The following is a 15,637-nucleotide window of genomic DNA, read 5'->3' as shown; positions in this document are numbered from 1 at the left end:
AGATGAAAACCATACTCGTTCCTGTCGATTATTCCCAAGCATCCATCAGGGCACTCGAAGTTGCCTTGAATGTAGCCTCCCGCGTGCATGCGCAGCTACTGCTATGCCATGTGTACCAGTCTCCTGTGTATGTTGCAGAGGCCTATCATCCGGTGTATGCCTTACCGGCATATGACACAAAGCAGGATGCTATGAAGAAGTTAAGGAAATTAGTGAAGCTGGTGAGAAAGAATTCGGAGGTGGCTGTGCCGATAAAATGCACCATAGTGACAGGAGGCGTGGTAGAGGAGTTGCTGGAACTGGCCAGAAACAGGAAGGTAAGCCTGGTTGTGATGGGTACCACGGGGCGCGGATCCGTAGAAAACAGGCTGTTCGGTTCCACCACAAGGCATCTCGTGAAAAATGCATCCAGCCCTGTTTTAGCTGTTCCTGAAAAGGCTTGGATCAGTCACCTTGAAAGGATTGTTTACGCCTCTGCGCTCGACCCTGCCGAAGCAGATGCCCTGGTGCAACTGGCGGATGTGCAAAAACTCTTCAATTCTTCGATAACGCTCCTGCACGTTAATTGCGGCCAGGAGGAAAGTAATGTGAACATCGATGTCAGAAGGAATGAGTTGATGAAGAATTTCCCGGAAGATGCGTATACCTTTTCTCAAATAAGATGTGATAACATAGCGGAAGGCATAGAGCATTTTGTAGAAGGCTATAATGCCGACTTAGTTGCCTTCACCGTTTCTAATCGTGGCTTCTGGAAAAACCTGCTTCAAAGCAGCATTACAAGCAGACTGCTTGAAGAGCTTCATCTGCCTATGTTAGCGTTTCCGCAGTATGCAGGAGCAGTAACTGGCATAGCACAAGAAGAAGAGGAGCAAACCACTAAGCAGGAGGAGTCTCTTAAGCCGTAAGGGCTTCCCCCTTCTGGTATTGCTCATCCTTCAAAAGCGTTCTTCTCTTATACCTCAATACAAACAGCAGGAATAAAAGTAGCACAGTGCCAAAGCTGTAAACCGAAATATCATGCAGGTACCCGTACAAGGCAGCGCCCACTAAATCACGGATGTTAGCCCCTATGAGCAGGCAAGCCAACACCAGGCACACTTTGCCTGCAAGGGAAAACTTCTGATAATGATAAATCAGGTAAATGATGCAGGGGGCTGTAAACAAAAATGCATTCTCGCTTGTAAACGCGAATAACGGAATCAGCGCTATCAAAAAGGATAACTCCGGCACTTTATGTTGCGGCAAGTGGCGTCCCCATCTGACAAACACCAGAAATGCGCTCCCGATAATGCCAAGCATAATGAACTGGTAAATCTTTATAGCTGCAGCACTGGTCAAAACGTATTGCACCGGAGTATAGCGGGCTAATACTGAGAATATGGTATGGTTGCCCTCTGAGAGCAGGCTTTGCTTTGCCCGCAGTTCAAAAAACAATTCCTGAAACCAGCTTGTATATAAGTGCTTAAAGGCTGGGATGGAGGAATAAAACAAAAATGGCAAGAGCCCTAGCAGGATAAGAAATCCTACTGAATAGAGGGTGGCACGATACCGCTGCCTGAGGAGCAGGTAAGGGTAAAAGATCAAACCAAACGGTTTGATGAACAAGCTAACTGCCAATAACAATCCGGTGAAGACAGGCTTCTCCTGCACAAAGCTTCTTATCAGGAAAATGTAAATTCCCAATAGCAGTAAATTTACCTGGCCCAGGTGCCATTCCCGGTGTAGATGTACTACAACAGCCAGAAAGGCCATTATACCTCCAGGTCATGCATCCATAGCCGTTCATTCACTACTTCACCGATTAATAAAGCTAAGCTAATGACACTTATAAAGTAAATCCAGGTATGCCTGTGGTTGAGGAGCTTGTTCATAAATTGATGTTCCTGTCGCTTATTCAATTTACAAGTTTAGTTAAAATTAATTACAGGTGGTTATTTGTGTTAAAAGAACTGATATGAATGGTTCTTACCTGCTAATTGTTTTTCAGGGGGTAGTCAGGCTGGAAGTAAATATGCACCATAATACATATGTGTCTTATCTGGTCTGAAATTTGCGACATGGCAAAATATTACAACTGAAATTTTCTCCAACCGAATAAAAATTCTCCGGCAATTAGCGAAATTGCGCATCTTATTTAGAATACATGCTGGAAACACTTATTTATACCTTTCTGCTGAGCATTTCACCTTTTGGTGAGGCACGTGCTGGCATTCCTTACGCTGTCTTAAATGATTTGCCTTTAGCCTGGGCTTTTATGGTAGGCTTGGTTGCTAACTTGCTGATATTCCCCCTGCTTTCGTGGCTGATTGATACATTCAGCCTTAAGCTTTGGCCTAACCGTACTTATCGGAAAAGTGTCATCAACTTATCTAAGAGAGCTAAGAAAGGTGTGGGGAATGAGGTTCAGAAATATGGTTTTTGGGGCCTGATGATTTTCGTGATGATTCCCCTTCCCGGTACAGGAGCATACATGGGTACCATTGCTGCTTATGTTTTTAAGATTGGCCGTGGAAGTGCTTTCCTGGCGATAAGTATAGGCGTGATTATTTCCTGTATTCTGATGGCTGCCGGGTCCTATTACGGTAATATGGGACTGGAGGCTCTATAATTCTCTACGCTCATTTGTTTTCAGTCCTTTTAGCTATCCATGCCTTCGGCGCTTGATGCATACTTTAGGGCATGTTTAGCGAAAAGTATATCTTCAAAATTCCAGACTACTTTCTTCTCGTGCTTTCTCCAGCAGAGAGTATAGGTCCCATGCTAAAACTCTATGAGCTTATCTGCTATGCGTTCTACAAAAGGTACCATCAGGCTGGAGGTGATGCCATCAATCATAGCTTTACCCATGTGATTGAATACAGATTTTGAATAGTCACGCTCCACTTCTATATTTCCCTCTCTTAAATCCCTGCGCCCTGCCGGGTTGTTGGATTTAATGATAAATTTGTTTAGTAGCCAGCTGCCTGATTTACGCAGAAAGCCAGGTTTGTCCGGGTTATCTTCATCTATGAGCAATATTTCAAAGTCATTGTAGAAGAACCGCATTTGCCCCTCTGCCATGTGTTCTGTAGATTTAACTGAAAAGGCGGCTTTATCAATCTTTCCATCTTCAATACTTACAAAAATCAGGTTCTTAAACAGGGGATTTAAGGCACTGAAATCCATCGGTTGCAGTGTTCCTTCGTAAGTATACAGGTCTTCCGGATGATTCAGGTGAAACAGGAATTGGACACTCAGCTCGCTTTCACCCATTAACAAAGCAGAAGCATTTACCGGAGCAATACTATCCTGGCTTAACAGCGTAGCAACATTCGTGACATTATAGGCTTCCATGTTAGCGTCTACAAAGCTTAGTACACCTGGTTTTTCGCCATTGGGTGCTACTTCTGCATACGTTAGGTTGGCACCTTCCACAGTAATGGTGTCTACATCAACATAATACTCTACCTGCCGAAGCATTTCCTGCGGGGTGGGGGGCCTTCGGTCCGGATCTTCCGGGATACGCTTGTCCCGGTAAATATCCAGTAGCGGGTTAAGGAGGAGTGCTTGCCCGATGATAATATCTTGGTTGTTAAAGAGCGCATCGAGGTCTATTCCCCTCAGTTGCACTTGCGGAACATGCACATCAAAGCGATCATTCTCATACGTGAGCCTGCTCATGAACTCATCTCTGCCGTAAAGCGGCAGCAGGCGCAAACTGTCTATGTAGAGGGACTGCTCCTGCAGTGATGTCCTGATTTCCCCAATATCCAGCCTATACAAACTGTCCGGAAGTAAATAGGAGTAATCCCGCACCAGCACGCCAATTTCATCTGCCCGGAACATTTCCAGCGGATCACTGGCCTCCAGAGATATAGTTCGTAGCTGATCCATTGCCACCGACACATGTGCTATACTCTGGCTTGCCATTACCGTGTCCTGCAGGATGTTGAAGGTAACATTGCCGTCATTTACCCGCAGTTTGTCCACTCTGAATGCCTCTACTACTTCGGCTATCTGTTCCAGTGCTTCTGAATCTTCCGTGTTTTCCTCTTCGTCCCTGGTATCTGTGCTACGGGGAGGCACATTTCGGTCCTGGAGAACGGCTACTTCGGGTGCTGTGAGGAGCATTTCTGCCATGGCAAACTGTCCTGTTTCATACGCCTGAATCAGGTCTAACCCTCTGACACGAAAACGTTCAGCGGAGACATCAAAAAGGTTGCGGTTTGCCTGTTCACTGCCCTGGAGTTTAAGGCGTGCATTTGCTTCTTTATCAGAAGCGACATCAATGCGGCGGGCAGAAAGCTCCTGCTGTTGGCTGGAGTATAACAGGCTGTCCAGCGTGATAGTATAAATACCATCAGGCGACCTGTACGTATAATCTCCCGCTGTCAGGTTCATCTCCTGCATCGGGAGAACGTCATCCAGCGCACCTAACCTGGCAGAACCAAGGTTAAGGCCCAGCACCGTGGCGGAGGCATGATCCAACAGTTGCGTGCGGGTTACGTCAGCGCTTTTTTCAGAATATGTAAAGGTGCCATCCTCCATACGCAGGACATTCACCTTGATAGGGTTTAAAATACTATACAATTCATCCATTGTCCCTCGTTGCTCCTGTGGTGCAGGTATAGTCTGATCCTTCAGCATGGCAAAGTCCGGTTGCCGGAGCAACACCTGGTCCATCAGGAGCTCGCCTGTTTCAATCGCTTTTATGATATCGAGGCCGGTCACGCTAAAACCAGTGGCAGAAATATCATAGAGGTTCCGGCTGGCATCACCTGTACCCTTCATCCTGTTTTGAGCTCCCTGGTTGTATGACAGTGCCAAAGACCGGGCGGAAAGCAACTGCTTGCGGGTAGAGTAGTGTATGCGGTCCAGCGTAAAGGTATAGAGGTTATCCGGTGTCCAGAAGGTGTAATCATGCGCTGTCAGGACAGCCTCTTCCACAGGAAGGTCTTCTGCTAAAGGGGTGAAGATATAGGCTGAATCTATTTTCAGTCCGGTGGCGCCAAGGGAGATGTGTTGCAACTCCTGGACCCGCTTCAGCTGACCGGTTCCGGTAATATGCGTGAAGGATGCATCGTGTATGTTTATGTTTTCTACAAAAAGCCCGCTGATAAAACCAGACACAGCAGTATAGGCCTCCTGCAGCTGGGCTTCAGTATCTGCTTTAGGCACAGATTTGTCGCGCCCTATTTTTATGATAGGTTTTAAAACATCTATTGTGCCTATGGTGAGACTGTCGGTTTGCCAGGCCTGAATCAGATCCATGTTGCTAAAGCGCAGGCCAGGTGCATTAATATTGTAAATGAGTGGCTGCGCGCTGCCGTTTTGTTTTAGCCTGTCGTTTTTCTCCTTGTCACCTATAACCTGTATGGTGTCCAGATGAAAATAATTGCCACGGGTAGAGAGCTCCAGGTTGCCGGTTATTATAGTATGCGGACTAAAAGGATGCTGGTAGGTATAGCTTTCTGCAGAAAAAAGCAGTGCTTCAGCGAAGAGATTGTTTTTCGGTAGAAATAGTGTGCTGGAGTCAAGGCGGATTTCCTGCAGGGCTATTTCCGTTCCGGTCAGTTCGTGCACCGTAACAGGCTCCTCCAGGCTTTCACTTACTTTGATAGTTCCTTCTGTCAGGCGCAGCTCCCCAATTTCTATCTCTGTCAGGTACGCTGATACTTCCTTGTATACCTTAGATAAGTCAGCCGTTTCAGTGGTTGCGGGAACATTTAAATCGTTTAGAATATGAAGGACTGGCTTTTCCAGGAGAAGTTCGGTGACGTGTAATTGCTTTGTGCGATAGGCTTCTAACAAATCCATGCCTGTCATGCGCAGCCCCGGTACATTTGCATTGTAGAGGGTTTGGTTGGCTGCCTCAGGAGGGAGGGCTGCGTTAGCTTGTTGGTTTGGCAGGAGCGCTATACCCTCAGCCGTAAGAGTGGCCTCCTCTGAGGAGTAAGATAACAAGCCAACCTGCAGCTGATTGATGCCATCAGGTGCCTGGTAGGTATAGTCCCTGACCGTGAGCTGTACGCCATCCGCATGAAACAGGCGGGAGGAATCCGGTTCGCCATGCGGTGGGATGCTGAACTCACGCAGCAGCAAAGAAACCTGCGGTATCTCATGCTGTAGAAGGTCTCGCTCGCTAAGGGTTGAGTAGCGGAAAGTAGCATCCTGAATATCAATTTTCCCGATTTGTAAAGCATCAAGAAAACCAGGAAGCGAACCACCGTCTTGCTGTTCATCAATTACCGTGTCATCCTTTATACTTTCATCCTCTATTAGCGTGATAAGAGGTCTTTCTGCGGTTACTGTTCCGATGCTTGCCCGGTTATGGAACAGGGCATCCAGCAGGTTTATATGGTAAATCTGGAAGTGTGGTGTCTCCACTTCAAAGAGCAGTGGAGCAGCCGCACCAGTGCTGCGCTGCTCCTGGTGCACAGCCGTATCGGGGGAAATGTGCAGTTGCTCCAGTGTGATTATTCCGGTCAGCAGGTTAATCTGCAAATCTTCGAAAGCAAGGGTGTAAAGGCCATTTGTGTTTTCACTTACCTGCTCTTTCAGGATGCGCCCTACAACAGGTTCTAAAACCGTAAGCAGTAAAATAGACGCCAGCAGAATGCAACCAACCATGCCTCCAAGTATTATTCCTGTAATCTTTAACACTTTCCGACCCAGGCTTGGCGTAGCTGGTTGTGACATGGGGTATCTTTAATTAGGGTTTTCAGGCATGGTAAAAGCCTTATATATATGTTACGGCATTTTGATAAAAACAGATTTTTTGTGCAAATCTTAAAGTGAGTTTGATGGAGGTGAAGGCAGCATACAGATAGCTTCTGATAACCTTGTGCCCCTATCTTTACTCTCTCTACTTACTTCGGCCTTCGCTTCGTACCTCTTGTTGGCGGGGCTGAAAGCGGGTCTTCAGGCCAGTGGTGTTTGGGATAGCGGCCGCGCAGGTCCTTACGGACATCAAAGTAACCGGTGCTCCAGAAGCTGCGCAGATCCCGGGTTACCTGCACCGGGCGCGAGGCAGGAGAGAGGAGGTGGAGGAGCAGTGGTACTTTGCCGCTCCCAATGGTGGGGGTATCCAGCATTCCGAACACTTCCTGAAGCCGCACAGCTAGCACGGGAGCAGCGGTATCTGAATAATTAACGGCTATACGTGAACCACTGGGCACCTCCAGGTGCGTGGGGGCCAGCCGATCCATTTCCTGCCGCTGCTCCCACGACAGGTCAGACAGCAGTATCTCGTTAAAATCGAGGCGGGCTACCTGCTCCATAGTGCGCAGGCCTGCCAGGTGCGGTAGCAGCCACATTTCCATGGTGGTGGCCAAGGCAGCATCCGACGTATCCGGCCAGGAGTCTGGGTCCAGCTGGTGCAGAAAGGCAAGCCGCTGCCGCGTACGCCGGGCTTCATCCGACCACGGCAACCGGGACACGCCTTTCTCCTGTAAACCCTGTAGCAGCGCCTGCGCAACAAGCTCCGGAACGGGTTTCGGTTGTGTGGATTCTTCCAGTACCAGCGCACCCAAACGTACAATCTGTCGCGCGACTACCCGTTCGGTAGCAGCATCCCAACGCACCTCCTGTAACTCTTCCAGCTGATCAGAGAAATGCTCAATAATTTCGGACTTTGCTATTGGTGCCGCCAGCAACACCCGCGCTTGCTTTCCTAAGTCGAGGTGCGCCACACCATAAAACTCGGCTTCACCGAACAGCTCCGTCTGCAAGAGTGCCCGCTGGCCTGTTATCAGCCGTACCCGTCCGGACGATTCCCGCTGTGCCAGCCGGTCTGGGTAAGCGAGGGCCGTAAGTAAGCCGGCAGGGTCTGTGTTTAGTCTGTTTTCTGATATCCGCAAGCGCTGCCGCAGGTTCTGTTCCTGTTCACGCACCCGCCGCAGTGCATTTTCATCTATCACATAGCCCGGAGTAGGAGGGCGTTTTCCTGCCAGGATCTCGAGGCGCAACTGCAGGTCCGGCAACGGCTCCTGCCAGTTGAGCTGCATTGGCTTGAGCATGTCCCGTTCAGAGAGGAGGGAAGCCAGCGCGCAGGCAGTATTCCCAGAACCTGCTTGCTGGCCTCGCATCACCAGGTGGCCCAGTCTGGGGTGTACACCCAGTGAGGCTAAAGCTTTGCCATGGCGGGTGGGTTTGCCAGCCTGGTCAACAGCTCCCAAACGTTGCAGCAGATCACGCGCCAGAGACATGGCCGCAGCAGGAGGCGTGTCCAGCCACTTCAGCGCAGCGGCATCTTTTGCACCCCAAAGCGCGAGTTCCAGTACGAAGCCTGTCAAATCAGCTTCGCATATTTCCGGTGCCTGCCTGTCCGGGAGTTGCAATTGATCGGCCGCGGACCACAGGCGATAGCAAACGCCCGGCTCCAGCCGGCCCGCCCGCCCACGTCGCTGATCGGCTGCGGCACTGGAAACCGGAATGGTTGCTAAGGTGGTGAGGCCGGTGCGGGGAACAAATTTCGGTACCCTTGCATAGCCTCCGTCCACCACTATGGTAATGCCCTCAATGGTTAAGCTCGTCTCGGCTATGCTGGTGGTCAGGACCACTTTGCGTTTTCCTTTGGGAGCCGGGTGAATGGCCGCCAGTTGTTTAGATAGAGTCAGTTCACCGTGCAGTAAATGCAGGTCGGTTGCGGGTGGCAATTTGCCTTCTAATTGCTGGGCTACTTTCCGTATTTCCCCTTTACCTGGCAAAAAAACCAGCACATCGCCTTCGGTGTCTGCCGCCAATGCCTGCCGTACTGATTTGGGCACGAGATTGGCCAGCCGTTCCATGTGGCGGTTACCCGCGGCGGCCACCTCTGCTGGCTGCAGGTAAAACGTTTCTACCGGATACTGGCGGCCTTCGCTCCGGATAACTGGCGCATCCAGCCACTTGCCTACGGAGGCAGCATCGAGTGTGGCACTCATCACCAGCAGGCGCAGGTCCGGCCGCAAAACAGCCTGGGCATCCAGCGCCAGGGCTAAGCCTAAATCAGCTTGCAGGCTACGTTCATGAAACTCGTCGAATATGATAGCAGCAACACCATCCAGGCCCGGGTCATCCTGAATTAAACGTGTGAGAATGGCCTCAGTCACCACCTCAATTCTCGTTTTGCCCGATACCACATGCTCCATCCTTACCCAGTAACCAACCGTCTGGCCGGTAGTTTCGCCCAGAATATCAGACATGCGCTGGGCTGCAGCTCTTGCAGCCAGGCGCCGGGGCTCCAGCATAATGATTTTCCCGTTGTTCAGCCAGGATGCCTCCAGCAGTGCCAGGGGGACAAGCGTGGTTTTGCCGGCACCAGGCGGGGCTTCGAGTACTGCTCTGGAGCTGGTGTTCAAAGCGGACAGCAGCCTGGGGAGCGCTTCTTTAACGGGTAAGTCAGGTAAGTTCTGCACTGAATCAAATGAAATAGAGTTCACCTCCAAAGTTCTTTATTTTAAAGCATATATGGTAATAAAGTAAAAGCGTAGCAGGTTAGCGGTACAGTAGTTAGTTTGCGCTTTGTGCTGAATACCAAATCATTATATAGTATGGTTGCTGCTACATTTAGCATACTGCAAATTGGCTGTATAAATTATATGACTAGTGCTGATTATAATGCGCTGTCTGAAATTTCATAATAGCTTTTTCTTTTTCATGCTCCTGTTATACTCGAACGAGCAATGGGAAAAATCTTTGCATTCGCTTATTCACCTCATCATTTCTCCTTGTGAATGAGGACCTTTACTAAGTAATCTTAAGGTAAATTAGCTATTCCCGAGACCGTAGGAGTATACTTATATAACTTATGGTTTAGCAGTAAGGTGAAGCGTTTACACGTTACTGTATTTCCTGTCGGCCTAACCATAATGATTCATCAAGACAGTGATTTTATCTGTTTTACAAGGTGTGATTTATTTTCCTGTTCATTACTTACTTAAAACCTCAGTTAACTATGAAGCAATTATCCGTAACGCCAACTTCTTTCCTGCGAAAGCGTTTTTCCTACCTGCTTTTTCTTCTGATATGCTTCGGCACAATTTCCTGTTCTCCTGAGGAGTTTTGGGATGATTTCAAAGATGTAATTGATGATATTGAGGAGGCCGAGGCCATTCCTGAAACAATCACCTTCACTAGTCCGGGGCTCTATCCTGAAGGGGTTAGCCACGATGCTCTCAACCGGCGTTTCCTGGTTTCCTCTGTTACCTCAGGCAATATCGGTGTTGTGAACTATGAAGGAGATTATATGCCGTTTATTACGGATGACCGCCTTATCTCCACCATCGGGTTGGAGGTGGATGAGGCCAGAGGTAGAGTGTTGGTAGCTGGTGCTGATCCGGGAGGTACTCCTAATTCTACTCCAGGCACAGCCGGTCAGACGGCGGTGCTAGGCATTTATAACCTACAGACGGGTGCCCTGATGCATTTTGTAGACCTGGCAGCATTACGCCCTGGTATGCCACACTTCGCAAATGATATTACCATAGATAAACTGGGCAATGCTTATATTACTGACAGTTTCTCTCCAATCATCTATAAGGTTGATGTATGGGGGAATGCTACGGTATTTTACGAAGACGAGGATTTTGCCACTCCGGAAGGTGCTTTCGGCTTCAACGGTATCGCTTTTCACCCCGAAGGCTTTCTGCTGGTGGCTTTTTCAGTTGAAAATGCGATCTACAAGATTCCGCTGAACAACCCTGATGCCATTAGCCAGGTGCAGCTCAATGACCCACTTGAGTCACCGGACGGGCTGCTGCTGAGTCAGAATGGCGAGCAACTGATAGTGGTGAACAATGCAGGTGGAGAGGCTTCGGGTAGAGTGCTTTCTTTTATGAGCGGGGACAATTGGGAAACAGGCACGTTGAACAACAGCTTTATGACAGGCCCGGTTTTCCCGACTACAGCCACAGGCTATGGAGATGAGGTATTTGTTTTGTACGCACACCTGAACAAACTATTTGAAGGTGCCCAACCCCCGCAGCAAGAATACACGATACGTAAAATGCCTTTCCCGGAGAATGAGACATTCGGAAGATAGGTTGGCTGTACGAGTGCTTTAGGCACCTTTACAAGGCCAGGCAAAGTATCGTTACTAAGAAATGATAAAAACAAAAACCTTCCTGTGGTGTGCAGGGAGGTTTTTGTTTTTGTAGAAGCGTTGATACTGAAGTGAATATTTTGCGCTCCCATTCTTCCTTGTAAACCAAGAAGAGTAGTTGATCGCGTGGTTTTCCGGTTATTTTGGATAAAGGTGAATTATGCTGTCATTTATAACAATGTCCTGATATACAGGTATAATACATTTATAAGACTACTGTATTTCTGAACATGAACCCTTCATGAAACTGCTTTTGGGATGACGGTCCTTCGATACCCGGCTGTTTTTTTCTAACTTTAGGAATAAAACAGTTGTAAAGCTGTTATACAACTGAAGGGGAATATAAAACTGATAGGAGGAGCGTATGACAAAGCAATATTGGAAATTCGGATGGGTAGGAACGGTCATAATAGGACTCTCGTTGCACCTTTGCAGTCAGCAGCCCCCGTCCCTGCAATCTGAAGTCACTTCTGAGGCTGAGACAAACGCCGTTACATCAGCAAAGGGTTACAGGCCTCCTGCTTTGCCTGATGCGCTTACTTTTGCAGGTGAGCCAGTACCACTTCATATGCCCGATGTAGCCGAACGCCTGGATAAGGAGATTCTTATTAATACCTATTCGCACTACAGAACGTTAATGGGCCTTAAAAGAATGCAGCGGTACATCCCTGAAATGAAACGACTGCTCCGGGAAAATGACGTGCCGGAGGATTTCGTATACCTGGCCCTTGCCGAAAGTCTCTTCGGGCATGTTACATCGCCAGCCGGTGCGGCAGGCTTCTGGCAGCTGATGCCAGACACCGCCCGTGGCTACGGAATGATTGTAAACGGGAAGGTGGACGAGCGCTTTCATGTTGAGAAATCGACACTGGCAGCTATCCGCTACCTCAAGACAGCTAAAGAGCGCTTCGGCACCTGGACCAATGCCGCCGCCGCCTATAATCGGGGCATGGGTGGCATCGCAAGAGCGCTTAAGAAGCAGGGAGTAGATTCTTACTATGACTTATACCTGAACGACGAAACATCGCGCTATATGTTCCGGATACTGGCGCTGAAAGAGGTGCTGGGAAATCCACAAAAGTATGGCTTTGACTTTACAGAGGAGCATGGCTATAACCCTTTGCCTACGCGACCCTTAGTGGTCACTACTTCTATTCCCGATCTTCCTGCTTTTGCTCTGGAACAAGGCATTAACTACAAAACCCTGCGCTACTATAACCCCTGGATTAAGAGCTACGATCTCACAGTACCTGAGGGAAAAGAATTTGTGCTGCAACTACCAAAGTAGTCGCAGCTGTAGAGGATTGTTATTGGTTGTTCTGTCGGTGCCAGACTTCATTTATTTTGTTACCTGTGCTGCTTAGGCCACTGTGGTGCCAATCACCTTCCTTTACATCAAAGTCGAAGGACAATTGCTGACCAACCCTGCTGGAGTCGCGGGAGAAGAACTCGATATTTTCAGTGTACTTGCCGTTTTCAGTGGTATAGGTGCCTCCTCCGGTACCAAAAAAGCCTGCTGTTTCGGAATTAAAGGCTATCCACTGAAAGCGATTGTCTGATAGCATCTTAATCGTTTTGCGTGGCCCCGGGTTCATGGGGCTCATTTGACCGTCCCTTTCGCGGGCACGTATGCGCCAGGCACCTGCCAGGGGAGAAGCATCGTTATTTACTGGTATCTTTTCCCATGTTTCGGTGGCCTGTGCTCCTTTTATTCCCTCTATACCTAATTTGTCGTTCAGAATAGTATAAGCACCTGTCGCCGTTTTCCCCACTGCGGTACTGTCGAAGGTGTTGAACTCATATGTCATGGAGATATTGCCTCTGGAAACCTCATAAGTGCCGCCGTAGGTACCCAAGAATTTCTTTCCGGTCTCATCATAATAAGCCACAGAAAAAAGCCCGTCTTCTATAATTTTCACAGCGGTGGCGTTCGGGATGGCTGCCTGCTCTATCTCTACCGGGTCGATGAGGCGCCAGGCTCCTTCCAGGTCAGTGGCTTGCACAACAGCATGTGCTGCTACGTCTGCTTCTGCTTCCTGGTTCGGATGTGGAGTTGTAAAGCCTACCAGCAGCAGTAAGCCCAGAGAAAAAATCCTTTTGCCGGCAAATAGTTTTCTTTTTATCATCGCTTAAGAGGTTGGTTTTAAAGAACTATTTTCAATTCCGTTTGTGAAACCTGATATAGCAGGTACTAAAAATACACAAATTCAACTTTAAGATACAACGAAATTGCGGGAATGGAGTTGGTGCCGCTATTACCTTGTGCTTCTTTGCTTAGGAAGCGGAGAGCCGATCACGGCGCAGGTATAGCAGGAGGGAGGGCTAAATAACCCTATTCAAAAAGACAGGCCGCCTCTCTCACGAGAGAAGCGGCCTGTAAATAACCCTGAATGGATTTAAAGCAGTATCACTTAATGATTACGGATTACCTGCAAACTCAGCACATTTAAGTTACCGGTGGGAGGTGTTGCAAATCCTCGGATGATAAACGAATAATTTCTTGCAGACTCTAACGTGATGTTAGGTACAGACAATAAAACTTCCTGATTTTCTGCCCTTCTTACCTGAATGGTATGGGTGCCTGACGCTACTTTTTGGAAAGCTGTTGTCTCTTTAAAGTCCAGGTTGGTGGTGAAGGAGGTGCTGGTGTTATTCTTTACCATGACAATATCTACGGCAGGGGCGTCAGGAGAAAGCTGTATCACACGTAAACCGGCCTCACCAGTACCAGGTATTATCAGGCTATCCTTTACTGCCAGCAGTTCTATACTCTGCAGCCTGTTTACTGCAAAAAGGGAATATATTTTACCTTCACTAAAAGTTAAAGCTGTATCGATGAATGCGTTTGAAGCGTTGACGGGCGTAAACTTCAGCCTATGGTTTCCCGGCGTTATGAAGTTAAAATAATCTGAATAATTGGCGTACTTAAAGGCTTGGCTGTTGATGCGGCTGTTATCTACAAAAATGTCAAATTCAGGGGCATCGGGTGCTCCATGGTAAATGGCAACATAAGTTGCAGGCTGTACTACATCATTATCTGAGTCCTGCGCATCGAGACATGAGGTTAAAGAAATAATTAATAAACTGCATAAAAGGACTGTAACTTTACTTAAAGACAGCTTACCTAATTTTTTTTTCATAATAGTGTGTAAATAGTGTGTGATGGATTAGTAGAACATGTAAATTCTGCCAGCACATTATACGCTGACAAATGCCTCAGTTAACACTGTGCTGACATGGGATAGACCCCAATAAACAGCAGGATGGTTGCATTGCTCTGATTTTATTTATGTCTGAGAGGAGCGAGAATATGAAATGGCTGGTGAGATGCGCTTTGGTTGGAGGTTCTCCCGTATGATTGACACAGTCCTTCAACCTGTCCATTATGGATGCAATTACTTATGAACAGTTAATCAAGGCGTTCATTAAACAGGCGCCAAATGAGTTGTAAATCTGTCTGAAATGATGTTTACTTTCGAATATATGATAACAATGTGCAGCCCAGAAGTTGAATTTTTTGCACAAATTATGCAGACTTAGAACCGCCCAAATCCCTACGCTTCAATTTGATTTGAGGGGCCACCGCAGCCTGATTACAAACAACCTGTACACTATACCCGTATTTATATATGTTAAACTAAATAACATATTATGAAATTAATTACAAGCAAAGCAATAGCATCCGGCACAATGGCTTTGTTCTTACCCATTATGCTTAGTTGCTCTGCTTTATCTGGCAACAGCGTATCAAACGATCCTTCGGTAGCTGCACAGCAACAGGAGGTAAGGGCTTTGAAACAGGAGGTAAGGCAAGCTGAGCAGTATGCGGAAGAAGCGAAACAAAGAGAAAAAGCTGCCAAAAGCAGGCTGAAAGCCGCTGAATATGAATTAAAAGCGCTCGAGCAGCAGGCTAAAAGAAGAAACAGCTACTAAAGCTGCACTCTCAATTAGAAATAAATAAATTATTTAAGAAATGCTGTGTATAACACAGCATTTCCTTTTTAAAGACCGAAGCGTTTGTGGTATTTATCGGATTAGCCTGGCAAAACAATATTGCAGCCACATGCGGCGCAGGTTGACTGAATGATTATTCCCACTCTCCCAGCAGACGTCTTATTATTACTATTTGCCCAAGGTGGTAGGCATTGTGCTCGGCAACGAGCATGGCTTCCCGAAGCAGGTTCTGCCCGTTGCCGTGTGGGAATGGCTCGAATAGATCATTGGCCGGATCCTGTATTAAATTTATTACCTCTTCGAGGTCAGTCGTAATAGCGTGCAGTGTTTTGTTTAAAGCAGCCTCATTGGCTGGCGCTTTTTCCTGCGGCCAGTACCCCTCCGGCCACTCCGGCGACTGGTGCTGCGGATTGCGGCTGAATTCCAGAATATCCCATTGGGCAATGCGCAGGTGCTCGAGCAACTGCCAGATGGTATACGGGAGGTTAGCGGCTTTTTTGCCCGCCTCTTCCAAGCTGATACCCTGCAAGATTTCATCTCTTGTTTTAAAGGCCTGCCCACCGCGTAAAAGCTTTACCAGTTGTTCGCGGAGCTGTTTGTCTTGTTCCATAGCTGTTAACA

General features: G+C 47.9%; 11 protein-coding genes. 5 read left to right on the top strand and 6 right to left on the bottom strand.

Features of this window, described 5'->3' with window-relative positions:
• Positions 1-2 precede the first annotated feature (2 nt).
• Entirely contained in the window at positions 3-905 is a 903-nt protein-coding gene (locus DXT99_RS02905) for a universal stress protein (RefSeq protein ID WP_115564022.1), read from the top strand.
• On the opposite strand, the gene DXT99_RS02900 is transcribed toward DXT99_RS02905, so the two are convergent.
• A complete protein-coding gene (locus DXT99_RS02900) occupies positions 895-1,752 on the bottom strand; it encodes a glycosyltransferase 87 family protein (RefSeq protein ID WP_115564021.1) in 858 nt (285 codons plus the stop codon). The two genes, DXT99_RS02905 and DXT99_RS02900, sit on opposite strands and share 11 nt — an antisense overlap.
• A gap of 391 nt (positions 1,753-2,143) precedes the next feature.
• Between DXT99_RS02900 and DXT99_RS02895 the strand changes: the two genes are divergently transcribed.
• Positions 2,144-2,608: a COG2426 family protein gene (locus DXT99_RS02895; protein ID WP_115564020.1), complete on the top strand. Its 465-nt coding sequence runs from the start codon at positions 2,144-2,146 to the stop codon at positions 2,606-2,608.
• A 152-nt stretch (positions 2,609-2,760) separates the two neighbouring features.
• Here DXT99_RS02895 and DXT99_RS02890 read toward each other — a convergent pair whose 3' ends face one another.
• On the bottom strand, positions 2,761-6,678 hold the full coding sequence (locus tag DXT99_RS02890) for an AsmA family protein (RefSeq protein ID WP_147294161.1): 3,918 nt from the start codon (positions 6,676-6,678) through the stop codon (positions 2,761-2,763).
• A gap of 170 nt (positions 6,679-6,848) precedes the next feature.
• The gene (gene hrpB, locus DXT99_RS02885; protein WP_115564133.1) at positions 6,849-9,401 is read right to left on the bottom strand and encodes an ATP-dependent helicase HrpB; all 2,553 of its coding nucleotides are present in this window, start codon (positions 9,399-9,401) and stop codon (positions 6,849-6,851) included.
• Between the two features lie 515 nt (positions 9,402-9,916).
• Between hrpB and DXT99_RS02880 the strand changes: the two genes are divergently transcribed.
• Positions 9,917-11,002, top strand: coding sequence for a hypothetical protein (locus DXT99_RS02880; RefSeq protein ID WP_115564018.1), 1,086 nt, complete (start codon positions 9,917-9,919; stop codon positions 11,000-11,002).
• A gap of 424 nt (positions 11,003-11,426) precedes the next feature.
• The gene (locus DXT99_RS02875; protein WP_115564017.1) at positions 11,427-12,350 is read left to right on the top strand and encodes a lytic transglycosylase domain-containing protein; all 924 of its coding nucleotides are present in this window, start codon (positions 11,427-11,429) and stop codon (positions 12,348-12,350) included.
• 19 nt (positions 12,351-12,369) lie between these two features.
• Here DXT99_RS02875 and DXT99_RS26945 read toward each other — a convergent pair whose 3' ends face one another.
• Together DXT99_RS26945 and DXT99_RS02865 are read right to left on the bottom strand one after the other, a co-directional pair.
• A complete protein-coding gene (locus tag DXT99_RS26945) occupies positions 12,370-13,188 on the bottom strand; it encodes a membrane or secreted protein (RefSeq protein ID WP_181885009.1) in 819 nt (272 codons plus the stop codon).
• 285 nt (positions 13,189-13,473) lie between these two features.
• Entirely contained in the window at positions 13,474-14,202 is a 729-nt protein-coding gene (locus DXT99_RS02865) for a DUF4397 domain-containing protein (protein WP_115564016.1), read from the bottom strand.
• Between the two features lie 511 nt (positions 14,203-14,713).
• Here DXT99_RS02865 and DXT99_RS02860 point away from each other — a divergent pair.
• Positions 14,714-14,995, top strand: a complete 282-nt coding sequence (locus DXT99_RS02860) for a hypothetical protein (protein WP_115564015.1) — start codon at positions 14,714-14,716, stop codon at positions 14,993-14,995.
• A gap of 154 nt (positions 14,996-15,149) precedes the next feature.
• Here DXT99_RS02860 and DXT99_RS02855 read toward each other — a convergent pair whose 3' ends face one another.
• A complete protein-coding gene (locus tag DXT99_RS02855) occupies positions 15,150-15,626 on the bottom strand; it encodes a DinB family protein (RefSeq protein ID WP_181885008.1) in 477 nt (158 codons plus the stop codon).
• Between the last annotated feature and the right edge of the window lie 11 nt (positions 15,627-15,637).

This window comes from Pontibacter diazotrophicus (genome assembly GCF_003367245.1).
Classification (GTDB): domain Bacteria; phylum Bacteroidota; class Bacteroidia; order Cytophagales; family Hymenobacteraceae; genus Pontibacter; species Pontibacter diazotrophicus.
The sequence above is the reverse complement of the archived record's forward strand: the minus strand, read 5'-3'. Positions and strand labels throughout refer to the sequence as shown.